At 39.6% G+C, this 23,723-nt stretch carries 18 protein-coding genes and 4 pseudogenes; 17 read left to right on the top strand and 5 right to left on the bottom strand.

Annotated features, from left to right (window positions below; genetic code table 11):
- Positions 1–80: 80 nt before the first annotated feature.
- The 6 genes from murC (at position 81) to lpxC (ending at position 6,764) form a co-directional block, all read left to right on the top strand.
- Positions 81–1,514, top strand: coding sequence for a UDP-N-acetylmuramate--L-alanine ligase (gene murC / locus E3U36_RS00435; protein WP_439647299.1), 1,434 nt, complete (start codon positions 81–83; stop codon positions 1,512–1,514).
- Positions 1,507–2,424 (top strand): D-alanine--D-alanine ligase, encoded by a 918-nt coding sequence (locus tag E3U36_RS00440; RefSeq protein ID WP_180816747.1) that lies wholly within the window; start codon positions 1,507–1,509, stop codon positions 2,422–2,424. The genes murC and E3U36_RS00440 overlap by 8 nt, the downstream gene beginning before the upstream one ends.
- Before the next feature lies 1 nt (position 2,425).
- A complete protein-coding gene (ftsQ, locus tag E3U36_RS00445) occupies positions 2,426–3,223 on the top strand; it encodes a cell division protein FtsQ (RefSeq protein ID WP_180816748.1) in 798 nt (265 codons plus the stop codon).
- 49 nt (positions 3,224–3,272) lie between these two features.
- Positions 3,273–4,529: a cell division protein FtsA gene (gene ftsA, locus E3U36_RS00450; RefSeq protein ID WP_180816749.1), complete on the top strand. Its 1,257-nt coding sequence runs from the start codon at positions 3,273–3,275 to the stop codon at positions 4,527–4,529.
- A 54-nt stretch (positions 4,530–4,583) separates the two neighbouring features.
- On the top strand, positions 4,584–5,750 hold the full coding sequence (ftsZ, locus tag E3U36_RS00455; protein ID WP_180816750.1) for a cell division protein FtsZ: 1,167 nt from the start codon (positions 4,584–4,586) through the stop codon (positions 5,748–5,750).
- Between the two features lie 96 nt (positions 5,751–5,846).
- Complete coding sequence (lpxC, locus tag E3U36_RS00460) at positions 5,847–6,764, top strand: UDP-3-O-acyl-N-acetylglucosamine deacetylase (protein WP_180817466.1); 918 nt, start codon at positions 5,847–5,849, stop codon at positions 6,762–6,764.
- A 93-nt stretch (positions 6,765–6,857) separates the two neighbouring features.
- Here lpxC and E3U36_RS00465 read toward each other — a convergent pair whose 3' ends face one another.
- Positions 6,858–7,376 (bottom strand): DUF721 domain-containing protein, encoded by a 519-nt coding sequence (locus E3U36_RS00465; protein ID WP_180816751.1) that lies wholly within the window; start codon positions 7,374–7,376, stop codon positions 6,858–6,860.
- A gap of 34 nt (positions 7,377–7,410) precedes the next feature.
- On the opposite strand from E3U36_RS00465, the gene secM reads away from it, so the two are divergent.
- The 3 genes from secM (at position 7,411) to mutT (ending at position 11,249) form a co-directional block, all read left to right on the top strand.
- Entirely contained in the window at positions 7,411–7,914 is a 504-nt protein-coding gene (gene secM / locus E3U36_RS00470; protein WP_180816752.1) for a secA translation cis-regulator SecM, read from the top strand.
- A 134-nt stretch (positions 7,915–8,048) separates the two neighbouring features.
- The gene (secA, locus tag E3U36_RS00475; protein WP_180816753.1) at positions 8,049–10,760 is read left to right on the top strand and encodes a preprotein translocase subunit SecA; all 2,712 of its coding nucleotides are present in this window, start codon (positions 8,049–8,051) and stop codon (positions 10,758–10,760) included.
- An 87-nt stretch (positions 10,761–10,847) separates the two neighbouring features.
- The gene (gene mutT, locus E3U36_RS00480; RefSeq protein WP_180816754.1) at positions 10,848–11,249 is read left to right on the top strand and encodes an 8-oxo-dGTP diphosphatase MutT; all 402 of its coding nucleotides are present in this window, start codon (positions 10,848–10,850) and stop codon (positions 11,247–11,249) included.
- 175 nt (positions 11,250–11,424) lie between these two features.
- Here mutT and yacG read toward each other — a convergent pair whose 3' ends face one another.
- From yacG to E3U36_RS00500, 4 genes are read right to left on the bottom strand one after another with little or no spacing between them, the layout of a single operon-like run.
- Positions 11,425–11,568 carry a DNA gyrase inhibitor YacG gene (yacG, locus tag E3U36_RS00485; RefSeq protein WP_180816755.1) on the bottom strand — a complete coding sequence of 48 codons (144 nt, stop codon included), beginning with the start codon at positions 11,566–11,568 and terminating at the stop codon, positions 11,425–11,427.
- Between the two features lie 8 nt (positions 11,569–11,576).
- Entirely contained in the window at positions 11,577–12,329 is a 753-nt protein-coding gene (gene zapD, locus E3U36_RS00490; RefSeq protein ID WP_180816756.1) for a cell division protein ZapD, read from the bottom strand.
- Positions 12,322–12,945, bottom strand: a complete 624-nt coding sequence (coaE, locus tag E3U36_RS00495) for a dephospho-CoA kinase (protein WP_180816757.1) — start codon at positions 12,943–12,945, stop codon at positions 12,322–12,324. The genes zapD and coaE overlap by 8 nt, the downstream gene beginning before the upstream one ends.
- Positions 12,946–12,966: 21 nt before the next feature.
- Positions 12,967–13,149, bottom strand: a complete 183-nt coding sequence (locus E3U36_RS00500; protein ID WP_180816758.1) for a hypothetical protein — start codon at positions 13,147–13,149, stop codon at positions 12,967–12,969.
- Here E3U36_RS00500 and E3U36_RS00505 point away from each other — a divergent pair.
- From E3U36_RS00505 to csrA, 8 genes and pseudogenes are all read left to right on the top strand, one after another.
- Positions 13,143–14,066 carry an IS5 family transposase gene (locus E3U36_RS00505; RefSeq protein ID WP_180816759.1) on the top strand — a complete coding sequence of 308 codons (924 nt, stop codon included), beginning with the start codon at positions 13,143–13,145 and terminating at the stop codon, positions 14,064–14,066. The genes E3U36_RS00500 and E3U36_RS00505 overlap by 7 nt on opposite strands.
- Positions 14,067–14,122: 56 nt before the next feature.
- Positions 14,123–15,935, top strand: a pseudogene (gene aas / locus E3U36_RS00510) (bifunctional acyl-ACP--phospholipid O-acyltransferase/long-chain-fatty-acid--ACP ligase); the annotation flags it as partial.
- Positions 15,935–17,155: pseudogene (gene lplT, locus E3U36_RS00515) on the top strand (lysophospholipid transporter LplT). The pseudogenes aas and lplT, both read left to right, overlap by 1 nt.
- Positions 17,156–17,277: 122 nt before the next feature.
- Positions 17,278–18,202 (top strand): annotated as a pseudogene (locus tag E3U36_RS00520) (IS5 family transposase).
- Positions 18,203–18,235: 33 nt separating this feature from the next.
- A pseudogene (gene pncC, locus E3U36_RS00525) lies at positions 18,236–18,719 on the top strand (nicotinamide-nucleotide amidase).
- 105 nt (positions 18,720–18,824) lie between these two features.
- Positions 18,825–19,895, top strand: a complete 1,071-nt coding sequence (recA, locus tag E3U36_RS00530) for a recombinase RecA (RefSeq protein ID WP_180816760.1) — start codon at positions 18,825–18,827, stop codon at positions 19,893–19,895.
- Positions 19,896–20,655: 760 nt separating this feature from the next.
- Positions 20,656–23,289: an alanine--tRNA ligase gene (gene alaS, locus E3U36_RS00535; protein WP_180817467.1), complete on the top strand. Its 2,634-nt coding sequence runs from the start codon at positions 20,656–20,658 to the stop codon at positions 23,287–23,289.
- A 230-nt stretch (positions 23,290–23,519) separates the two neighbouring features.
- Positions 23,520–23,705, top strand: coding sequence for a carbon storage regulator CsrA (gene csrA, locus E3U36_RS00540; protein WP_032115489.1), 186 nt, complete (start codon positions 23,520–23,522; stop codon positions 23,703–23,705).
- Positions 23,706–23,723 lie beyond the last annotated feature (18 nt).

Below are 23,723 nucleotides of genomic sequence, written 5' to 3' on the forward strand. Positions count from 1 at the left end.
TTGAAATCAGCGATAGAAATAGTGAAGATAGTAAAGTGAATACACAACAATTAGCAAAATTAAGAGCAACAGTGCCTGAAATGCATCGGGTTAGGCATATCCATTTTGTTGGAATTGGTGGTGCTGGCATGGGCGGTATTGCTGAAGTATTGGCTAACGAAGGTTATGAAATTAGTGGTTCTGATTTGTTACCTAATACGGTTACTGAACAATTAATAGAGCTTGGCGCAAAAATTTATTTTAATCACCGACCAGAGAATGTTGCAAATGCTTGCGTTGTTGTCGTATCTACGGCAATCGCTGCCGATAATCCAGAAATTATTGCAGCACGCGAAGCTCGTATTCCGGTCATTCGACGCGCTGAAATGTTGGCTGAATTAATGCGTTTTCGTCATGGAATTGCTATCGCAGGAACCCATGGCAAAACAACGACTACCGCAATGATTGCCAGCATCTATGCGCAAGCAGGGTTAGATCCAACTTTTATCAATGGCGGATTAGTGAAAGCAGCAGGAGTTCATGCACGTCTAGGGACTAGCCTCTATTTAATTGCAGAAGCCGATGAGAGTGACGCTTCTTTCTTACATTTACAACCACTAGTTGCTGTTATAACAAATATAGAAGCAGATCACATGGAGACTTATGATGGTGATTTTGAGAAATTAAAACAGACTTTCATTAGTTTCTTACATAATCTGCCATTTTATGGTCGAGCAATATTATGTATCGATGATCCTGTGGTGCGTTCGCTGTTACCGCAAATAGGTCGTTATATTACCACTTATGGTTTTAGTGATGACGCAGATGTGCGCATTAAATCCTATGAACAACGAGGCAATCAAGGTTTCTTTACTGTAGCGCGAGAAAACCGAACTGATTTAGAGTTTATCTTGAATGCACCAGGTCGTCATAATGCATTAAATGCAACTGCGGCTATTGCTGTAGCGACGGAAGAAGGAATTGATGATAGTGCTATTTTGACTGCGCTAGAAAAATTTCAAGGCACGGGTCGACGTTTTGATTTCTTAGGTAATTTCCCTTTAGCTGAAGTTAATGGCAAAAAAGGTAGCGTTATGCTGGTGGATGATTATGGTCACCATCCAACAGAAGTTAATGCTACTATTAAAGCAGCAAAAGAAGGATGGCCAGATAAACGTATCGTGATGGTTTTTCAACCTCACAGATATACTCGCACGCGTGATTTATATGATGATTTTGCCAATATTTTAGAGCAGGTTGATGTATTGATAATGCTAGATGTCTATCCGGCAGGAGAGGAGCCTATTCCTGGTGCAGATAGTCGCTCATTATGTCGGACAATTCGCAATCGAGGCAAATTGGATCCTATTTTTGTCGCTGAACATGAGCAAATTAGCGAAACATTAGCACAAATTATCGAAGATAACGACCTGATACTTATACAGGGAGCTGGTAATATCGGCAAGATAGCACGTCATTTGGCTGACACAGATTTACAGCCAATACTAACAAATGAGGGAAAGGATCATGGCTGATAAAGTTGCCGTGCTTTTAGGCGGAAATTCAGCCGAAAGAGAGGTGTCACTGCAATCTGGTGAGGCGGTAGTAAATGGTTTGCGTGATGCTGGAATAGAGGCCTATCCAGTTGATATTAAAGATTTTGCTGTCATCAAATTAAAAGAAGCTGGTTATAATAGAGTTTTTATTGCTTTACATGGACGCGGTGGTGAAGATGGCACGGTGCAAGGGGTTTTAGAATTTTTAGGTTTACCCTATACCGGTAGTGGTGTTTTAGCTTCATCACTTTCGATGGACAAGCTACGTACTAAACAGTTATGGACGGGGATAGGTTTACCGATTGCACCCTATATAGCACTGGAGAAGCAACAGTTAGCAATGATGTCAGATGAAATGCTTTTTGAGTCTGTTTATCATTTGGGCTTACCGCTGATTGTGAAGCCAAGTCTTGAAGGTTCAAGCGTTGGTATGAGTAAAGTAACCACTTTGCCTGAATTAAGAATAGCGCTCGAGTTTGCTTGTCGTTATGACAAAGATGTGCTGATTGAGAAATGGCTAAATGGGCCTGAATATACCGTGGCAATTGTAGGGGAGCAGGTACTGCCTTCGATTCGTATTCAACCGGTAGGCGTTTTGTATGATTATGATGCCAAATATCTCTCTAATGAAACACAATATTTTTGTCCTAGTGGGTTGAAAACTGAAGAAGAACAATTGAATGAATTAGCGTTAGCGGCTTATAAGGCGGTTGGTTGTACTGGTTGGGGACGCGTTGATGTCATGAGGGATAACAATGGTATTTTTTATTTATTGGAAATTAATACCTCACCGGGAATGACCGGTCATAGTTTAGTACCCATGGCTGCCAAACAAGCAGGAATGAGTTTTTCACAGTTAGTTAAAAAGATTTTGGAATTGGCTAAGTAATATGCCGCAGGCATCATTGAACGTTCATAATAAAGAGCCTAAAGAGCGTCACAACGATGGCGGCCGAAGTAATGGTTCTTATTTGGCAGGCATTATCTTCTTCTTGATAGTATTGGGTACTATTATATGGAGTGGGTGGATGGTGTTAAATTGGATGAAAGACGTTAATCGATTGCCTATTTCCAAGCTGGTGATCACTGGAGAACGCCTTTACACCCGTGATGATAATGTTAGAAAAGCAATATTGGCACTAGGTATGCCGGGTACATTTATGACTATTGATGTGAATGCGATCCAGAATCAAATAAAAACCATGCCATGGATAAGGCAAGTTACGGTACGTAAACAATGGCCGGATGAACTAAAAATTCATTTAGTGGAATATAAGCCTTATGCCAAATGGAATGATACCTTTTTTATTAATGCAGAAGGCTCTGTTTTTAGCTTACCAGCGTTACTAAATGTTAAAGGTAATTTCTTAATGCTATATGGTCCACAAGGCAGCCAGCAAGAAGTATTAGAGATGTATCGTGTTATGCAAAAGCAACTAGCGCCACATAATTTTAGCATTAAGTCAGTATCAATGACTGCACGACGCGCGTGGCAATTAGTTTTAGCGAATGATATTCGATTAAATATCGGTAAACAGGATATTAAAGAAAGATTAAACCGTTTTGTTGAGCTTTATCCACTATTAAAACAAGTGACAGATAAACGTATTGGATATATAGATTTGCGATATGGTAGCGGTGCTGCGGTAGGTTGGTTACCACTTTTAGCCGAACCTGTTACACACTGAATTGAAATAGTTTGAGACTGCTGATTGATCAGATACAGGCAAATTAACGATGATTAAAACGACGGACAGAAAATTAGTAGTTGGTCTTGAAATTGGAACTTCCAATGTTTCTGCGCTGGTTGGTGAAATTCTGCCTGATGGGATGGTAAATATTATTGGTGTCGGCAATTGTCCATCTCGAGGGATGGATAAAGGCGGTGTGAATGATTTGGAATCAGTCGTTAAATGTGTGCAGCGAGCTATTGATCAAGCAGAATTGATGGCAGATTGCCAAATATCATCGGTTTATCTGGCGCTTTCTGGCAAGCACGTTAGTTGCCAAAATGAAATAGGTATGGTGCCTATTTCTGAGGATGAAGTTACTCAAGATGACGTAGATAGCGTAGTTCATACTGCTAAATCTGTCCGGGTCCGTGATGAGCATAGAATTTTACACGTTATACCACAAGAATATGCGATTGATTATCAAGAAGGAATTAAAAATCCAGTAGGACTTTCAGGTGTACGTATGCAAGCTAAGGTACATCTAATTACTTGCCATAATGATATGGCCAAAAATATTGTCAAAGCAGTTGAACGTTGTGGTTTAAAAGTAGATCAATTAATTTTTGCCGGTTTAGCGTCAAGTTATTCCGTTTTAACGGAAGATGAACGTGAATTGGGGGTATGTGTCGTCGATATTGGCGGAGGAACTATGGACATAGCCGTTTATACTGGCGGTGCACTGCGCCATACAAAGGTTATACCCTATGCTGGTAATGTCGTGACAAGTGATATTGCTTATGCATTTGGTACTCCCCCTAGTGATGCGGAAACAATAAAAGTTCGCCATGGATGCGCATTAGGTACTATTGTTAGTAAAGACGAAAATGTTGAGGTACCAAGTGTAGGTGGACGGCCGCCAAGAAGTTTACAACGTCAAACATTAGCTGAAGTTATCGAGCCACGTTACACAGAGTTGCTAAACTTAGTAAATGACGAGATTTTGAAATTGCAAGAACAATTACGTCAGCAAGGTGTTAAACATCATCTGGCAGCGGGTATTGTCTTAACAGGAGGCGGTGCTCAAATTGATGGTCTAGTCGAATGTGCCCAAAGAGTATTCCATACTCAGGTACGCATCGGTAAGCCATTAAATATAACTGGTTTAACGGACTATGCACAGGAGCCTTATTACTCCACAGCTGTCGGGCTCCTGCATTACGGCAAACAGACTCATCTTGGGAATGAAGCCGAAATGGATAAGCGTACATCAGTGAGTAGTTGGTTTCATAAAATCACTAGTTGGCTGAGAAAAGAATTTTAATTTTGTAAGAAGCAAATCTTCGCTTCTATATAAGGCACAAAACGGAGAGAGATTATGTTTGAACCAATGGAATTAACCAATGACGCGGTGATTAAAGTCATCGGCGTTGGCGGTGGCGGTGGTAATGCCGTTGAACACATGGTGCGTGAACGCATCGAAGGTGTTGAATTCTTTGCTGTTAATACAGATGCTCAGGCATTACGTAAAACAGCAGTAGGACAAACTATTCAGATCGGCAATGGTATTACTAAAGGCTTGGGAGCAGGAGCGAATCCTGAAGTTGGTCGTAATGCCGCTGAAGAAGATCGTGAAGCCTTGCGCAATGCGCTTGATGGGGCAGATATGGTCTTTATTGCTGCTGGTATGGGTGGTGGTACGGGCACCGGCGCAGCCCCTGTTGTAGCCGAAGTTGCTAAAGAGATTGGTATACTGACGGTAGCGGTTGTGACCAAACCTTTCAACTTTGAAGGTAAAAAACGCATGGCATTTGCTGAAACAGGGATCTCAGAACTGTCTAAGCATGTTGATTCCTTGATTACCATTCCGAATGATAAATTATTAAAAGTGCTTGGACGCGGTATTTCTTTGCTAGATGCATTCGGTGCCGCCAATGATGTGTTGAAAGGCGCGGTTCAAGGCATTGCTGAGCTGATTACTCGTCCAGGTTTAATGAATGTCGATTTTGCAGATGTTCGTACCGTCATGTCTGAAATGGGTTATGCTATGATGGGATCAGGCGTAGCACGAGGTGAAGATCGAGCTGAGGAAGCGGCAGAAATGGCAATTTCCAGCCCCTTGTTGGAAGATATCGATTTATCGGGCGCTCGTGGTGTATTAGTTAATATTACCGCAGGTTTTGATTTACGGCTTGATGAATTTGAAACAGTGGGTAATACCATTCGTGCATTTGCCTCTGATAATGCAACAGTTGTTATCGGTACTTCACTGGATCCTGAAATGAATGATGAGTTACGGGTGACCGTGGTTGCTACAGGAATTGGTATGGATAAGCGGCCAGAAATCACATTGGTTACTAACAAAACAGCCCAAAAATCATCGCTAGAGCAGCGTTATCAGCAGATGCAAGGCTCAATGCCGGCTATGACGCCGTTAACAGAGGAAAAATCTGCTGCTAAAGTGGTGAATGAGCAAAATATGCAATCAAATAAAGAGCCGGACTATCTTGATATTCCAGCTTTTTTAAGAAAACAGGCTGATTAGTTAACAATTGATTGGTTTCTCCGCTTTGTGTGCTAAAATATCTTGCTAATCCTGGAGTGAGGATTAGCAAGACTGTTAACTATGTGAGAGAAAATGATGATCAAACAAAGGACACTAAAAGGTATTGTTCAAGCGACGGGCGTCGGTTTACATACTAGCAAGAAAGTCACTTTAGCATTGCGTCCAGCACCGGCCAATACCGGGGTCATCTACCGCCGTACAGATTTAAATCCACCGGTTGATTTCCCGGCTGAGGCAAAATCGGTACGTGATACTATGCTATGTACCTGCTTGGTCAATGAAGATGATGTACGTATTTCCACGGTAGAACATCTGAATGCTGCATTGGCAGGGCTAGGAATTGACAATATTATCATTGAGGTAGATGCACCAGAAATTCCAATAATGGATGGAAGTGCTGCGCCTTTTGTATTTTTATTGTTAGATGCAGGCATTGAAGAGTTAAACAGCGCCAAGAAATTTCTTCGTATTAAAGAGAGTGTCCGAGTTACAGATGGTGATAAATGGGCTGAACTAGCACCTTATAACGGATTTAGCTTAGATTTCACTATCGATTTCAATCATCCTGCTATTAATAGTAGTACTCAACGTTATAAACTAGATTTTTCGGCAAAATCTTTTGTTAGAGATATTAGCCGTGCGCGTACGTTTGGCTTCATGCGTGATATTGAGTATTTACAATCTAAAGGGTTATGTTTGGGCGGTAGCTTTGATTGTGCGATTGTTGTTGATGATTATCGCGTATTAAATGAAGATGGCTTGCGTTTTGAAGATGAATTTGTACGTCATAAAACGCTAGATGCTATTGGTGATTTATTTATGTGTGGTCATAATATAATTGGTGCGTTTACCGCGTATAAATCAGGCCATGCATTGAATAACAAATTATTGCAGGCTGTTTTAGCGACGGAATCTGCTTGGGATATGGTGACGTTCGAAGATGAATCTGAAATGCCAGTCGCATTTAAAACACCTTCGACAATAATAATATGAGATATATTATTTTAAGCAGGATATTCTAACTATGGTACATCAGTGGATTATTCTCTCTCTTACGTTACTTTCGTTGATGCTTTTTATTCAACACTAATCTTTATTGCTAGTTGCTTTGGTATTCTCTCCGGCCAATGCAGCTAGCCGCTCTAATTTTTCCTTTAGTTTTTTTGGACTTCTTTTTGCTAGGTTACGAATTGTCTTTGCATTTTCTTTGCTTAGCTGGCTTATTATCTGTTTTGATGGTTTTATAGCTATTTGCTGCAATGATAAGCAATTTTTTGAATTTTTAGATGATAATGATGGATTAATCATTATGTTGATTGAAGATAAAGATGGTAAAATAGTGTTACGTAATGTTGAGAGTAGCGAAGGAAGTTCATAGTTTAGTCGTACTTTTCGGCTAGCATTTGTAACTTCTAGAATAAGAATATGTTGACGATAATTAGAGACTCGACACCAAGCCTTTACCTCGATAGGAAGTAGGCTGATAACAGTATTATTGAGTTTAATTAATGCCTGCGCGCGCTGTTGAATCGTTTGTAAGGTATTGGACTCAAGGTTGCTCTCTTTTAACAAAATATTTAAAGATTGGGGATAACTATCGCGCATTTTTTACTCCAACTCTTATATTATATGATATTTAATGAATATATTAGATCTTTGTCGACATTTTGGTAAACGATATTTTTGGCCGCACCTGCTATTAGGTATTGTAACGGCTAGTATTGGTATACCTACAACTTTGGCAAAAGTGACTGAAAATATGTCACATACTAGCCAGTTATTACCCCATTCTCAGCAAAATTTAGCATTAGATCATCTAATAGCTGCCAGTAAATATCGTATTTTTTATAATTGTGGCGCAAATTATTGGCATCAGCATGCTTTACGTAATATGATCCGTCAGCTGACTTTTGTTTTTTCAGCCCAAGAGACACAAAAGCAGCTGGATGCCAACTTAATTGCGCACAACAAACCAATTTCGCTTTATAATATGCTTGACACTCTTTACTCTATGATTAATTTGAGTGTTTTTCATCCTAATGAGCAAAATTTCAGCTATTTATTAACACAATCTTCTTACCACGTTACCTACCAAACTGCGCTATGGGTTGCTTGGGGTCAGGGTATTCGAGCTGGTCCTTAACACAAATTTCATAGACTTTTCGTTGATTCTTATAGCAACCATTGTTCAACTGAATATATTAATTATATTGGTTGAAAATAGATAATATAGGCGGATTCTAACAAGAACACCGCCTTAATTGAGAAAAAATATTTATGTTAACTAAGTTACTAACAAAAATTTTTGGTAGTCGTAATGATCGTACTTTACGTCGTTTAGGTAAATTTGTTGATATTATTAATCAGTTAGAGCCTGCATTTGAAAAATTTTCCGACCAAGAACTTAAAGCCAAGACTGATGAATTTCGCCATCGCCTTAAATCAGGTGCAACATTAGATGATTTAATCCCAGAGGCGTTTGCCACCGTTCGCGAAGCCAGTAAACGGGTATTTAATATGCGGCATTTTGATGTTCAGTTGCTAGGGGGGATGGTACTCAATGAGCGCTGTATTGCAGAGATGCGTACTGGTGAAGGTAAAACATTAACATCTACATTACCTGCATATTTAAATGCTTTAACGGGTAAGGGTGTCCATATTGTTACTGTAAACGACTATTTAGCTAAGCGTGATGCAGAAAATAATCGGCTATTGTTTGAATTTCTTGGTATGACAGTCGGTATTAATTTACCCGGTATGCCTGCTACATTGAAGCGTGAAGCCTATGCCGCAGATATTACCTATGGGACTAATAATGAATATGGTTTTGATTATCTGCGTGACAACATGGCTTTTAGTCCGGAAGAGCGTGTGCAGCGTAAACTCCAGTATGCATTAGTCGATGAGGTTGATTCTATTTTAATTGATGAAGCTCGTACCCCATTGATTATTTCAGGACCGGCAGAAGATAGTTCAGATCTATACAAAAAGGTGGATAAACTAATCCCTAATCTTAAGCAGCAAGAAAAAGAAGATTCAGACACTTTTCAAGGAGAAGGGCATTTTTCTGTTGATGAAAAATCACGTCAAGTTACGTTGACAGAACGTGGATTAGAATTAATTGAGCAATTATTAGCGAAAGCAAATTTAATGAAAGAGGGGGAGTCATTATATTCTCCAGCTAATATTATGCTTATGCACCATGTCATGGCTGCCCTACGTGCTCATGCACTTTTCAGTCGGGACGTAGATTATATTGTTAAAGACGGTCAGATTATTATTGTTGATGAACATACTGGACGGACAATGGAAGGACGCCGTTGGTCAGATGGATTGCATCAAGCCGTTGAGGCAAAAGAAGGTGTTGAAATACAAAATGAGAATCAAACATTGGCATCAATTACCTTCCAAAATTATTTTCGGCTATACGAAAAACTCGCCGGTATGACCGGTACTGCTGATACAGAAGCTTTCGAATTTAGATCTATCTATAAATTGGACACAATTGTTATTCCAACTAATCGTCCGATGATCCGTAATGATTTACCTGATTTAGTTTATATGACTGAAGCGGACAAATTTGCTGCCATTATTGATGAGATTCGTGAATGTACTAGCCGAGGCCAACCGGTATTAGTAGGTACTATTTCAATCGAAAAATCAGAGCTAATTTCTCAGGAGCTAACTAAAGCTAAAATTGCACACAATGTTTTAAATGCTAAGTTCCATGCAATGGAAGCAGATATTATTGCTGAAGCCGGGCAGGCAGGTTCAGTGACTATTGCAACTAATATGGCGGGGCGAGGTACAGATATTGTATTAGGAGGCAGCTGGCAAGCAGAAATCAATAAACTAGAGGACGCTAGTCAGGAGCAAATTGATAAAATAAAGACAGCATGGCAAGAGCGGCATGAAGCGGTAATTGCTGCTGGTGGTTTACATATCATTGGTACAGAACGCCATGAATCCCGTCGTATTGATAACCAATTACGTGGGCGTTCTGGACGCCAAGGTGATCCCGGTTCATCCCGTTTTTATCTTTCAATGGAAGATTCTTTGATGCGTATTTTTGCCTCTGATCGAGTGGCAGGAATTATGCGTAAATTGGGTATGAAACCTGGTGAAGCGATTGAACATCCTTGGGTAACGAAAGCAATTGCTAATGCACAACGTAAGGTTGAAAGCCGTAACTTTGATATTCGAAAACAACTTTTAGTATATGATGATGTTGCTAACGATCAGCATCGAGCTATCTATTCACAGCGCAATGATTTATTAGATGGTGGTGATGTTAGTGAAACGATTGACAGTATTCGTGAAGATGTTATAACCGTAACTATTGATGCTTATATCCCTCCCCAATCTTTGGAAGAAATGTGGGATATTGATGGTTTACAAAAGCGATTAAGCAACGATTTTAGTTTAGAATTACCTGTTCAAGAATGGTTGGATAAAGAACCCAAATTACATGAAGAAACTTTGCGTGCACGTATTCTAGAAAAAACGGTTGCAGCTTATAAGGAAAAAGAGACAATTGTAGGTAGTGAGATGATGCGTAATTTTGAGAAGGGCATCATGTTACAAACTCTTGATACATTATGGAAAGAGCATTTGGCTGCAATGGATTATTTGCGCCAGGGTATTCATTTACGAGGCTACGCACAAAGAGATCCAAAACAGGAATATAAGCGCGAGTCATTTGGTATGTTTGCCAATATGCTAGAAACGCTGAAATATGAAGTAATTAGCACATTAAGCAAAGTAGAAGTTCGATTACCAGAGGAAGTAGCTATACTTGATCAGCAAAGACGTGAAGAGGCAGAACGTCTTATGAAAAAGCAGCACCTGAGCTATGAAATTGAAAATGAAGCATTGATGTCAAAAACAGAAGCTCAAATGGCGGCCCAAGGCCATAAAATTGGTCGTAATGAACCTTGTCCATGTGGCTCAGGTAAAAAATATAAGCATTGTCATGGTAGCTTAGGTTAAAGCTCAGTTGCTAAAACAATTAAAAACAGGAGCGGAAAATATATCCGCTCTTTTACTTTAAACTTCAAAAATAATTAAATTATTTTTATGAAAAAAAAACCACTACATATTGCTATTGGTATTATTAGAAATACGAAACAAGAAGTTTTTATTACCCAACGGGCAGCTAATTCACATATGGGTGGTTTTTGGGAATTTCCTGGTGGTAAATTAGAAATAGGCGAAACACCAGTAGAAGCATTGTTGCGTGAACTTAAAGAAGAAATTGGGATAGATGTTATTAACAGTCAATTGTTGCAGGTTGTTGAACATGAATTTCCTGATCGTAGAATAACATTACATTTTTTTCTGGTAGAGCAGTGGGATTGCCAGCCTTATGGAAAAGAAGGCCAATCTTCACGTTGGCTTTTGCAAAAATCACTGGTAGCCGAAGAATTTCCACCTGCTAACCGAGTAATTGTTGATATGCTAATCAACAACGTGATTTGAGTTTGCCTATCCCACAGATAAGTTACTATAACTAAGTTTTGAAATTATCTTACCTAAGGGTTATATAATGGTACAGGTAAAATTTATAGCATTTTTGACTTTAAGCTTATTTTTTAATGTCATGATCATCGGATATTTCACTCCAATCATCTATTTCGGAAATATTTCGTTGACTTTAGATCCTTTTTTCCTCACCAGCCCATTCACCAAGATCGATTAATCGACATCGTTTGCTACAAAAAGGGCGATAAGGGCTACTCTCTTGCCAAATAACAATTTTATGGCAAGTCGGACATTTTACCGTGAGCTTATCTGGCATAATGACTCCTAACAACAGGCTAATTTAAATGGTAATTCATCAGGTACAATACCATTTTCACTGTCTTCATGTAAGAATCGGATAGCAAAACGTGTTTTATGTCCAGAAATCTGAGGATATAGAGATAGATTTATCGGTAACTTTATTCGGATCAGATCCGCATTTTCTACACTACCTTGATAGAAGCCATTATAACTTTTTTGATTGTTGAATGTATTGGACTTGCGGATCAAATTTAATAGCATATTTAAAGCGGAACGTAACGGAAGGATGCCGTCAATCCAAAAGTTAATTCTAGTGTCTATCTCTTTTTTAGGCGTATTTAACCATAAATGTAAGGCTGGTAAATCAAAACTACAACAACCTCCGGGTATACTTAACCGCTGGCGAGCAATACTAATAACTTTATCTTGCCGTAAGTGTTGACCAATGCGTGGTGCTTCTCTTAATGAAGTGAGATTTTCTTGCAGTTCTTTTAGAAGATTTTTAATCAGAGTTTTATCTGCATGGGGATCACTGCACCATTGATTAAGTTTGTTTTTTTGTTTATCTAATTCTTTAATAATGTCTGCACGTATATCGCTGCGATCTAATACTTCGATTAATTCAGAAACGGCACGAAAAAAAGCTAATCCACTAGCTAATGAGTTGATGTTTTTCAAGTCAATGAGTTGCTGAAGCAAACATTCCATGCGCAGCCAAGAGCGCATTTTCTCATTTAATGGATGTTCATAAATAATAGTAGAAATAGTATTACTCATTGTGTGTTTCCTGAGAAGCATTCATAGCTAATTGCAAATATTTCTGATGTAATTTCGCTAAAGTTTCATCAAGTGTTAAGTTATTATCGTGATTATTAATTATATCATCAGTTTTTTCTAAACGACTTGTTCGGCTAACTTGGTTAGATAAAATATTTTTTGCTTCTTGTTGGCTAATTCTATCACGTTTCATTATACGAGCTATTTGTTCTTCAGGTGTTACGTCAATGACTAGCACGCGGTTGGCAAGGTGCTCTAGATTATTTTCCATTAACAACGGGACAACCCAAACTACATAAGGGGAATTAAGTAAAGTTAGCTGGCGTTGGGTTTCTTGATGTATTAATGGATGAAGCAAATTATTTAACCAATTTTTTTCTCTTGGATCGCTAAATATTTTTTTTCTTAACTTGGCTCGATTTAAAGAGCCATCGTTATTTAGAATAGTTGAACCAAAATGTTGTTTTATCATGTTAAAAGCATAAGTATTAGGCATAACTATTTGTCTTGAAATGATGTCTGCATCAACAATTGTTATTCCTAAGGATGCAAATTTATCTGAAACGGTACTTTTGCCGCTTCCTATCCCGCCTGTGAGAGCAACAATATAGCTCATGCATCCTCTCTTTCAATAAATTTAAATGGTAAATTCCAGGCAAAGGTCTGATAATTTTTTTATGTTTATTATAACGGGTTTTAACATAATAATATTTTTTATTTTATTGTTACATTGATTACGGCTTTGTTGAATAAATCGAACTTTTAGGTGATTGGCGGAGCTGATCGCTAAATTCGTTTCAACATCAGGTCCCCATGGCAAAGCAAAAGTTTAAAATTACCAACTGGCCCGCGTACAACAAGGCACTCAGACAACGCGGTTCCCTGACGGTCTGGCTTGATGAGTCGGCCATCGCTGGATGGACTGACAGTTCTTCGCCTGAAGGTCGTGGCCGGCCGCTTTACTACAGCGATATGGCTGTTACCACTGTCCTGATGATGAAGCGTGTGTTTAACCTGTCGCTACGGGCATTACAGGGCTTCGTTGATTCGATTTTTAAACTCATGTCTTTGCCGCTGTGTTGTCCGGACTACTCGCTGGTCAGCAGACGAGCAAAGAGCGTAAACATCAGCATAAAAACGCCAACGCGTGGTGAAATCTCGCATCTGGTCATCGACAGTACCGGTCTGAAGGTCTTTGGCGAAGGTGAATGGAAAGTCAGGCAGCATGGGGCTGACAGACGAAGAGTGTGGCGCAAGCTTCATCTGGCAGCAGACAGTGTGACTCATGAGATTATCTGTGCCGACTTATCGCTCAGCGGAACGACAGATGCGCAGGCACTGCCGGGCCTGATTAACCAAACCCACCGGAAAATCACGGAAGTGTCAGCAGACGGTGCTTATGACGCCTGTTACCGCCACGATGCGTTGCTAAGAAAGAAAATCAGGCCCCTTATCCCGCCGCGAAGCGGAGCGAAATACTGGCCGGACAAGTACCATGAACGTAACCATGCGGTGGCGAATCAGCGTCTGAGCAGGAGTAATGATATGTGGAAAAAGAAAGTGGGTTATCACCGGCGTTCAGTGGCAGAAACAGCGATGTTCCGCATAAAAACTTTGCTGGGTGGCCATCTGAGGCTGCGTGACTATGAGGCTCAGGTAGGTGAAGCAATGGCGATGGTCAAAGCGCTGAACCGTATGACGTTGTTGGGTATGCCACACAGCGTCAGGATCGGATAACAGCTGTAGCAGAGGGAGCCATCCTGGCGGCTAATTCTGATTTATTCAACAAAGCCGGTTCACTGATGAAAATTTATGATGGTGCTGCTTTTGTGGCGGCAAAAACAGCTGCTAAAGTTATTCCGATTAGAATTGATGGACCTGAATTAAGTTATTTCAGTCGGTTGCACGGCATTTTTAAGCTTAAATATTTTCCTAAAATAACATTAACGATTTTACCAGCAACAAAAATTACGATGCCTGAGTCGAAACGAGCGGCAGACCGTCGTCGGCTGGCGGGAGCACAACTTTATAAGATTATGAAAGAGGCTCGATTGCATAGCCGTTGCCAGCAAACATTAATGGAAGCTTATTTTGCTGCGATGAAAAGTTTTGGCCGTTTCACGGGTTGTATCGAAGATATTGGTTTTAAAGAAGACAGCTATCAAAGTTTTCTCAAGAAAACCTGAGCGGCTGGGCTTATTATTGAACGTTATACCAAAAAACATGAGCATATCGGTTTACTTTTACCTAATGCAACAATGACGGCGGCTACTATTTTTGGCGCAATATTACGTGGCCGGATCCCTGCCATGATGAATTATACTGCTGGTAGCAATGGCTTAAAAAATGCCATCAAAGCGGCATCCATTAAAACAATTTTTAGTTCTCGTCAGTTTATTGAAAAAGGTAAGTTATCACATTTGCCTGAACAGGTTACTGAAGTCAATTGGATGTTTTTAGAAGATCTGCAAAATACCATGACTTGGCAAGATAAAAAATGGATCCTATATCACTTACTATTGCCAAAAAAGGCGCTTATACCAGCAAAACCAGATGATGCGGCATTGATCCTTTTTACCTCAGGATCGGAGGGAACGCCTAAAGGGGTAGTTCATATCCATACCAGTTTATTGGCTAATGTAGAGCAAGTTAAAACAGTGGCTGATTTTACCCCTAAAGATCTATTTATGTCCGCATTACCGCTTTTCCATGCTTTTGGGCTGACGGTAGGTTTATTTATTCCTATTTTTTCAGGTAGTCATGTCTTGCTTTATCCTAGTCCACTACATTATCGGGTGATCCCAGAGTTGGTTTATGACAAAAATTGCACAGTACTTTTTGCTACTCCTACTTTTCTGGCACATTATGCCCGTTTTGCTCACCCTTATGATTTTGCGCGCGTGCGTTATGTTGTTGCAGGGGCTGAAAAACTTATTGAAAGCACAAAAAAATTTGGTTCGACAAATTCGGTATCCGAATACTTGAAGGCTATGGCGTGACCGAATGCGCCCCAATTGTATCAATCAACGTTCCTATGGCGGCTAAAGTTGATACTGTTGGTCAAATTTTACCTGGTATTGAAACCAGACTACTGCCGGTGTCAGGTATTGAGAAAGCCGGCCGTTTACAGTTACGTGGCCCAAATGTCATGAAAGGTTATTTACGAGTCGAAGATCCTAATCATTTAGAATCGCCTCATGCCAAAAACAGCCAAGGAGAGAATGAGGAGGATGGTATGATACCGGTGATATTGTTGAACTTGATAATGATGATTATTGTATTATCCGTGGTAGAGCAAAACGTTTTGAAAAACTAGCAGGTGAAATGGTTTCACTAGAAACAGTCGAGCATCTTGCTGGCAGTTTATCACCCCATGCTCAGCATGGCGTGGTTATCAAAACTACCAATAATAAAGGTGAAAGCCTGATCTTATATACCACCGATAACACATTAGATCGTCGTCGATTATTAGCGGCAGCAAAAGAAAAAGGCTTACCTGAATTAGCGGTACCAAGAGATATTCGCTACCTAAAAACATTTCCTGTACTTGGCAGTGGAAAACCGGATTTTGTGGCGTTAAAAAAAATCGCGGATGAGGAGTCTTGATGAAAGATTTAATAGTATCGCCGCCGCTATTAACTAGAGGTATAAAAGCGCTACTTTTATCTCAATTTTTTTCTGCTTTTGCTGATAATGCCCTATTATTTGTCATTTTAGCGCAACTCAAAGCCAAGCTTTATCCCGACTGGAGCCAACCTATCTTACAAGTGGTGTTTGTTTTTACTTATATTATATTAGCGCCTTTTGTGGGACAAATAGCAGATTGTTTTGCTAAAGGTCGGGTCATGTTATTAGCTAATATTAGTAAGTTGATCGGAGCGGTAGGCATTCTATTAGGACTGGATCCTTTTCTCTGCTATGGTTTAGTTGTTATTGGTGCAGCAGCTTACTCGCCAGCAAAATATGGCATCTTAGCTGAGCTCACTACTGGCAATAATTTAGTTAAAGCAAATGGTTTTATCGAAGCTTCGACAATAGCGGCAATTTTGTTTGGTTCTGTTGCGGGTGGTTTTTTTGCCGATATCGATCTGTTATATGCTTTAGCTATGTGTGTCCTGTTTTATGTAATTGCGGTGGTGATTAATTTATATATTCCTCGATTAGTGCCAGCTAAAAATAAACAAAAATGGGTTTTTCGCCAGCTAATTTTGAATTTTATTGGTCTATTTAAAACACTTTGGCGTGATCATGGCGGGCGATTTTCTTTAATTGGTACCAGTCTTTTTTGGGGCGCCGGTGTAACACTGCGTTTTTTATTAGTGCTCTGGGTGCCAATAGCACTTAATATTACCGATAATACTACACCTACATTGCTGAATGGGGTGGTGGCAATAGTTATCATCATTGGTGCCGGATTTGCGGCACATATAATTACACTCAATAAAGTTAGTCGTTGTATGCCGGTAGGGATCTTTATTGGTGTGATAATTATTATTTTATCAATGTAACAACATCTTTTTTCTACTTATTTGATCCTTATTATATTAGGTGTTTTAGGTGGTTTATTTATTGTTCCGCTTAATGCTTTGCTACAAGAAAAAGGCAAACAGACGATTGGTGCAGGTAATGCTGTCGCTATTCAGAATTTAAGTGAAAATACCACTATGCTAATTATCTTGGTCTTTTATTAATTAGCGCTCAAAACAGGTATTTCTATTATTACGATAGGAATAGTGTTTGGTATAACCTTTGCAGTAGCAATTGGCATCCTCTGGATTTGGTATCTATATCGCAAGATGTATGAAAAAGGAAAATGGCTAAAATGAATAGTGAGCAGCTGCTCTATGAATTAAGTAATAATCTTGCTAATAGCGGCTTTGTTGAATAAATCGAACTTTTAGGTGATTGGCGGAGCTGATCGCTAAATTCGTTTCAACATCAGGTCCCCATGGCAAAGCAAAAGTTTAAAATTACCAACTGGCCCGCGTACAACAAGGCACTCAGACAACGCGGTTCCCTGACGGTCTGGCTTGATGAGTCGGCCATCGCTGGATGGACTGACAGTTCTTCGCCTGAAGGTCGTGGCCGGCCGCTTTACTACAGCGATATGGCTGTTACCACTGTCCTGATGATGAAGCGTGTGTTTAACCTGTCGCTCCGGGCATTACAGGGCTTCGTTGATTCGATTTTTAAACTCATGTCTTTGCCGCTGTGCTGTCCGGACTACTCGCTGGTCAGCAGACGAGCAAAGAGCGTCAACATCAGCATAAAAACGCCAACGCGTGGTGAAATCTCGCATCTGGTCATCGACAGTACCGGTCTGAAGGTCTTTGGCGAAGGTGAATGGAAAGTCAGGCAGCATGGGGCTGACAGACGAAGAGTGTGGCGCAAGCTTCATCTGGCAGCAGACAGTGTGACTCATGAGATTATCTGTGCCGACTTATCGCTCAGCGGAACGACAGATGCGCAGGCACTGCCGGGCCTGATTAACCAAACCCACCGGAAAATCAGGGAAGTGTCAGCAGACGGTGCTTATGACGCCTATTACTGCCAAGATGCGTTGCTAAGAAAGAAAATCAGGCCCCTTATCCCGCCGCGAAGCGGAGCGAAATACTGGCCGGACAAATTACCATGAACGTAACCATGCGGTGGCGAATCAGCGTCTGAGCAGGAGTAATGATATGTGGAAAAAGAAAGTGGGTTATCACCGGCGTTCAGTGGCAGAAACAGCGATGTTCCGCATAAAAACTTTGCTGGGTGGCCATCTGAGGCTGCGTGACTATGAGGCTCAGGTAGGTGAAGCAATGGCGATGGTCAAAGCGCTGAACCGTATGACGTTGTTGGGTATGCCACACAGCGTCAGGATCGGATAACAGCTGTAGCAGAGGGAGCCATCCTGTCGGCTAATTCTGATTTATTCAACAAAGCCCGCTAATAGCCTAAAGAAACACGTTAAAACAATAACTTGTGCAGAGTCATGTACAGGAGGATGGATTGCTAAAGTCATTACTGATATTTCAGGTAGTTCTGCCTATTTTCAGCGAGGTTTTGTTACTTATAGTAATGAAGCTAAGCATGATATGCTAGGTGTGAGTAAAAATACGTTGCATAAATATGGTGCTGTTAGTGAACAAGTTGTCATAGAGATGGCAGAAAGAGCGTTAGCTAGGGCTAATGCTGATTTTGCGGTTTCAGTTAGCGGTATTGCCGGCCCTGGTTGTGGTACTGATGAAAAACCGGTTGGTACAGTTTGGTTTTGCTTGCAAATCTCTTTCTGTTGCAAGGATAGTAACTCGTTGTTGCTTGTTTAAAGGCGATCGTATTCAGATCCGACGCCAAGCCGTGATATTTTCACTAACAACACTATTGAAAGAAATAATCAAAAATTAACTTGATACTGGATGGTTATACAGTATAATTATCAATAACCGATATCAAATCGTCTTATCTGCAGTGAAGTATTATCTTCACTTCATTGCTCGGGGGAGTTAAACAATGGCTATTGATGAAAACAAACAGAAAGCACTCGCTGCCGCATTAGGTCAAATTGAAAAGCAATTTGGTAAAGGATCAATTATGCGCTTAGGTGAAGATCGTTCTATGGATGTAGAAACTGTCTCTACCGGTTCATTATCTCTTGATGTCGCCTTAGGTGCAGGAGGCTTGCCATTAGGTCGTATTGTTGAAATTTATGGCCCAGAATCTTCCGGTAAAACCACGTTAACATTACAGGTTATTGCGGCAGCTCAACGTGAAGGTAAGACTTGTGCTTTTATTGACGCAGAACACGCTTTAGATCCTATTTATGCCAAAAAACTTGGTGTTGATATTGATAATTTACTTTGTTCACAGCCGGATACCGGTGAACAAGCACTGGAGATTTGTGACGCTTTAACACGGTCTGGGGCAGTAGATGTTATTATTGTCGATTCTGTAGCAGCTTTAACACCAAAAGCTGAAATTGAAGGTGAAATTGGTGATTCACATATGGGGCTAGCTGCTCGTATGATGAGTCAAGCGATGCGTAAGTTAGCCGGAAATTTAAAAAATTCTAATACACTATTAATTTTTATTAATCAGATCCGAATGAAAATTGGCGTTATGTTTGGCAATCCTGAAACAACCACCGGCGGAAATGCGTTAAAATTTTATGCTTCAGTGCGTCTTGATATCCGACGTATTGGTTCCGTCAAAAATGGTGAAGAAGTTATTGGTAGCGAAACTCGCGTTAAAGTAGTAAAAAATAAGGTTGCGGCTCCTTTTAAACAAGCAGAGTTTCAAATCTTGTACGGAGAAGGGATTAATATCTATAGTGAGCTTATTGATCTAGGTGTGAAGTATAAATTGATTGAAAAAGCGGGTGCCTGGTACAGTTATAATGGCGAGAAAATAGGTCAAGGAAAAGCAAATGCGACAGTTTATTTGAAAGAACGCCCACAAATTTACACTGAATTAGATAAAAAATTACGGGATATGTTGCTTAATCACGCTGGTGAATTTAGTAGTGCTGCTTCTGATTTTGTGACAGAAGCGGTAGAGGAAACTTCATTACCAGAAGAATTTTAACTTAATAAATAAAATTGATTAAATCTATGGGCTATATTCGATCTGGATATGGCCTTTTGCTTATTATAAATTAGTTATTAATACAAGTTAGATTGAATTATGATTTGAAACACACTTTAGTAAAATAGTCTTAGAATTTACAATATTATTAACAATTAATGGATATGATTAGTTCATTTTTTACAAAAAGTGCTTTGTTTTGTTATATATAGCAAATTGTTATTATTGGCTTAATATATTCAGGCGCAGTTTTTGATTAATTTGTGTTAGACTTACGCTATTGCTTTCCTTAATCTTCTATTTAGCTGATAACTATAGCTTATACGTAATTTAAACTAAGTGAAATTAGCCACTGGAGTTATCTATTGGCAATTATCTTTCTAAATGTAGATGGAGACAAAATTTAACCGCTTTGTCCCGATAATAGGAAAATAAATATAATGAAATAGTGTTAATGTAGTGTTAGTTTCCCTGCGTAATAGTTAAATCGTTTTATGTTAAACTAATCAGACTAGTCGTTGTTGTATTAGGTAGAAAACGATATATTTAGGGAAAGATGTACCTATAAAGCCTGAGAATTTGAGCGATGTATTAATACTTGTCAGTTAGTAGATCCTTGTCACCGATTTAGTCATAAAACAATTTAAGGATTTCTCAGGTTTGCCAGGTAAAAATGCCGTCGGTAACTTGATTGATGATAAAAATGTATTTATCACCTCAAGTCATAGATCTATTTTTCCAGCTTGATTTCAGGATAATTATGAGTAGTAAAAGCACCGCTGAGATCCGTCAAGCGTTTCTCGACTTTTTTCATACTAAAGGGCATGAAGTTGTACCTAGTAGTTCATTAGTACCAAATAATGACCCAACATTATTGTTTACTAATGCAGGCATGAACCAATTTAAAGATGTATTTTTGGGATTGGATAAAAGAGCTGATTCTCGAGCAACAACTGCACAGCGTTGTGTTCGAGCTGGAGGCAAACATAATGATTTAGAGAATGTTGGTTATACCGCTCGCCATCATACTTTTTTTGAAATGTTAGGTAACTTCAGCTTTGGTGACTATTTTAAACAGGATGCAATCAAATATGCCTGGGAACTGCTGACAAGTGAGCAGTGGTTTAATTTACCCAAAGAGCGACTTTGGATCACCGTTTATCACACTGATGAGGAAGCTTATAAAATTTGGCAACAAGAAATTGGTATTCCTGCTGAGCGTATTATTCGGATAGGTGATAATAAGGGTGCCCCTTATGCTTCTGACAATTTCTGGCAAATGGGGGATACCGGTCCTTGTGGCCCTTGTACAGAAATTTTTTATGATCATGGTAAACATATTTGGGGAGGGCCGCCATGGTCACCTGAAGAGGATGGTGATCGCTATATTGAAATCTGGAATATTGTTTTCATGCAATTTAACCGCCAGTCTGATGGCAGTTTAAAGGCACTTCTAACACCTTCTGTTGATACAGGAATGGGGCTTGAACGTATTGCCGCAGTATTACAACATGTTAACTCAAATTATGAGATTGATTTATTTCGTCAATTAATTGCTGCTATTGCTAAAGTGATTGCTTTATCGGATCTAAATAATAAATCATTACGCGTCATCGCTGATCATATTCGATCAAGCGCTTTTCTTATTGGTGATGGTGTATTTCCTGCTAATGAAGGACGTGGATATGTATTGCGTCGTATTATTCGTCGAGCGGTTCGTCATGGATATATGCTAGGAGCGAAAGAGACATTTTTCTATAAATTAGTTGCATCATTAATTCAGGTAATGGGTAACGCAGCTGACGAGCTAAAATCTAAACAAGCAACGATTGAAAAAACATTGAAGAATGAAGAGGAACAGTTTGCTCGTACTTTAGCGCGTGGATTGCAACTACTGGATGACGAATTAGCACAATTACAAGGCGACACTTTAGCTGGTGAAATCGCATTTCGGCTCTATGATACTTATGGTTTCCCATTTGATTTAACCGCTGATGTTTGCCGTGAACGTGATATTAAAGTCGACGAGTTAGGTTTTAACGCTGCGATGGAGCAGCAAAGAGAGCGAGCGCGAGAGTCGAGTGGATTTGCGACCGATTATAATGATGCCATGAAAGTAGATAGACATAGTGATTTCTCAGGCTATGAAAATAACAACCAACAAGCTACAGTAACGGCTATTTTTCATCATGGTAAGCCTGTCAATGTATTAAACCAAGGTGAAGAAGGGATTATTATTCTAGATAAAACCTCTTTTTATGCTGAGTCAGGTGGTCAGGTTGGTGATAGCGGTATACTTAGCAATAGCCATTGTCAATTTGCTGTGTCTGACACACAAAAATATGCTCAAGCAATTGGACATATTGGTAAGGTAATGACTGGCTCAATAGCGGTAAATAATTCGGTCGACGCAGGAATTGACATTGAACGTCGTAACGCTATTCGTCTCAATCACTCAGCTACCCATTTGTTGCATGCCGCTTTGCGTGATGTATTGGGAAATCATGTAAGCCAAAAAGGATCTTTAGTGAATGAGAAATATGTGCGTTTTGATTTTTCTCATTTTGCTGCAATGACGCCGATGCAAATACGCCAAATAGAAGATATCGTAAATTATCAAATTCGTAAAAATGATCCTATTATAACGACATTAATGGATTTAGAGGCGGCAAAAGAAAAAGATGCGATGGCGCTTTTTGGTGAAAAATATGATGCACAGGTACGCGTTCTTAGTATCGGCGATTTTTCTATTGAGTTATGCGGCGGTACTCATGCCAATCGGACTGGCGATATAGGATTATTTCGTGTTAGCAGCGAATCGGGTACGGCAGCGGGAATTCGGCGGATAGAAGCTATAACCGGACAAGTTGCTATAGATGATCTTCACCAGCAATCCAATTTATTGGCTGAAATTGGCCAATTAATGAAAGGTGATGCTAATAATCTAATGGAAAAAATTAAAACGACATTAGATAAAGTTAAGTTATTAGAAAGGTCGTTAGATCAATTAAAAGGGCAACAAGCTGCCCAAGAAAGCGTTTCTTTAAGTCAACAAGTTAAAACAATTAACGGAGTTAGCTTATTAGTTACTCAGTTAAATAACACTGAGCCTAAACAGCTACGTATCATTGTTGATGACTTAAAAAATCAATTAAAATCAGCAATTATTGTGCTTTCTACTATAAGTAATGATAAAGTCAGTCTAATTGTTGGTGTAACCAATGATTTGACTGCTAAAATAAAGGCTGGTGATTTAATTTCATTTGTTGCGCAGCAAGTAGGCGGAAAAGGGGGTGGTCGCCATGACATGGCTCAGGCGGGCGGCTCTAATATAACAGCACTTCCTGCTGCATTAGCATCAGTTGAAGAGTGGGTTAATTCGCGCTTGACATGAATTAACCATGAGGGTTGCATAACTTAATTATGCAACCTTTAACGGATTGTTTTTAAATGACCTAAGTACAAAATTATATTTTTAGCTACAATATTAGTATGATGATTTCTTTAGGTTAAATACTTTAGGTAAATATCATTGCTTTACGGCTTTACGTTTTCACGGTGTGTGATGGATAATAGCGGGGAAACCTAGAGACCCGACTCTTTTTAATTTTCAAGGAGCAAAGAATGCTTATTCTGACTCGTCGAGTTGGTGAAACGCTCATGATAGGCGATGAGGTAACAGTAACGGTGCTGGGTGTAAAAGGCAACCAGGTACGTATAGGGGTTAATGCACCCAAAGAGGTTTCTGTTCACCGTGAAGAAATTTATCAACGGATCCAAGCTGAAAAATGCCAGCCCAATAATCAGTAATTTTTAGTAAAGCGTTCA

The sequence above is a fragment of the Arsenophonus endosymbiont of Aphis craccivora genome (assembly GCF_013460135.1).
GTDB lineage: Bacteria > Pseudomonadota > Gammaproteobacteria > Enterobacterales > Enterobacteriaceae > Arsenophonus > Arsenophonus nilaparvatae.

Excerpts from the sequence above, each read along its gene's own strand:
- E3U36_RS00440 (WP_180816747.1), top strand. The coding sequence starts at position 1,507 with ATGGCTGATAAAGTTGCCGTGCTTTTAGGCGGAAATTCAGCCGAAAGA.
- lpxC (WP_180817466.1), top strand. The coding sequence starts at position 5,847 with ATGATCAAACAAAGGACACTAAAAGGTATTGTTCAAGCGACGGGCGTC.
- yacG (WP_180816755.1), bottom strand. The coding sequence starts at position 11,568 with ATGCCAGATAAGCTCACGGTAAAATGTCCGACTTGCCATAAAATTGTT.
- csrA (WP_032115489.1), top strand. The coding sequence starts at position 23,520 with ATGCTTATTCTGACTCGTCGAGTTGGTGAAACGCTCATGATAGGCGAT.
- zapD (WP_180816756.1), bottom strand. The coding sequence starts at position 12,329 with ATGAGTAATACTATTTCTACTATTATTTATGAACATCCATTAAATGAG.
- ftsA (WP_180816749.1), top strand. The coding sequence starts at position 3,273 with ATGATTAAAACGACGGACAGAAAATTAGTAGTTGGTCTTGAAATTGGA.
- alaS (WP_180817467.1), top strand. The coding sequence starts at position 20,656 with ATGAGTAGTAAAAGCACCGCTGAGATCCGTCAAGCGTTTCTCGACTTT.
- recA (WP_180816760.1), top strand. The coding sequence starts at position 18,825 with ATGGCTATTGATGAAAACAAACAGAAAGCACTCGCTGCCGCATTAGGT.
- ftsQ (WP_180816748.1), top strand. The coding sequence starts at position 2,426 with ATGCCGCAGGCATCATTGAACGTTCATAATAAAGAGCCTAAAGAGCGT.
- secM (WP_180816752.1), top strand. The coding sequence starts at position 7,411 with ATGAATATATTAGATCTTTGTCGACATTTTGGTAAACGATATTTTTGG.
- murC (WP_439647299.1), top strand. The coding sequence starts at position 81 with ATGCATCGGGTTAGGCATATCCATTTTGTTGGAATTGGTGGTGCTGGC.
- coaE (WP_180816757.1), bottom strand. The coding sequence starts at position 12,945 with ATGAGCTATATTGTTGCTCTCACAGGCGGGATAGGAAGCGGCAAAAGT.
- secA (WP_180816753.1), top strand. The coding sequence starts at position 8,049 with ATGTTAACTAAGTTACTAACAAAAATTTTTGGTAGTCGTAATGATCGT.
- E3U36_RS00505 (WP_180816759.1), top strand. The coding sequence starts at position 13,143 with ATGGCAAAGCAAAAGTTTAAAATTACCAACTGGCCCGCGTACAACAAG.
- ftsZ (WP_180816750.1), top strand. The coding sequence starts at position 4,584 with ATGTTTGAACCAATGGAATTAACCAATGACGCGGTGATTAAAGTCATC.
- mutT (WP_180816754.1), top strand. The coding sequence starts at position 10,848 with ATGAAAAAAAAACCACTACATATTGCTATTGGTATTATTAGAAATACG.
- E3U36_RS00465 (WP_180816751.1), bottom strand. The coding sequence starts at position 7,376 with ATGCGCGATAGTTATCCCCAATCTTTAAATATTTTGTTAAAAGAGAGC.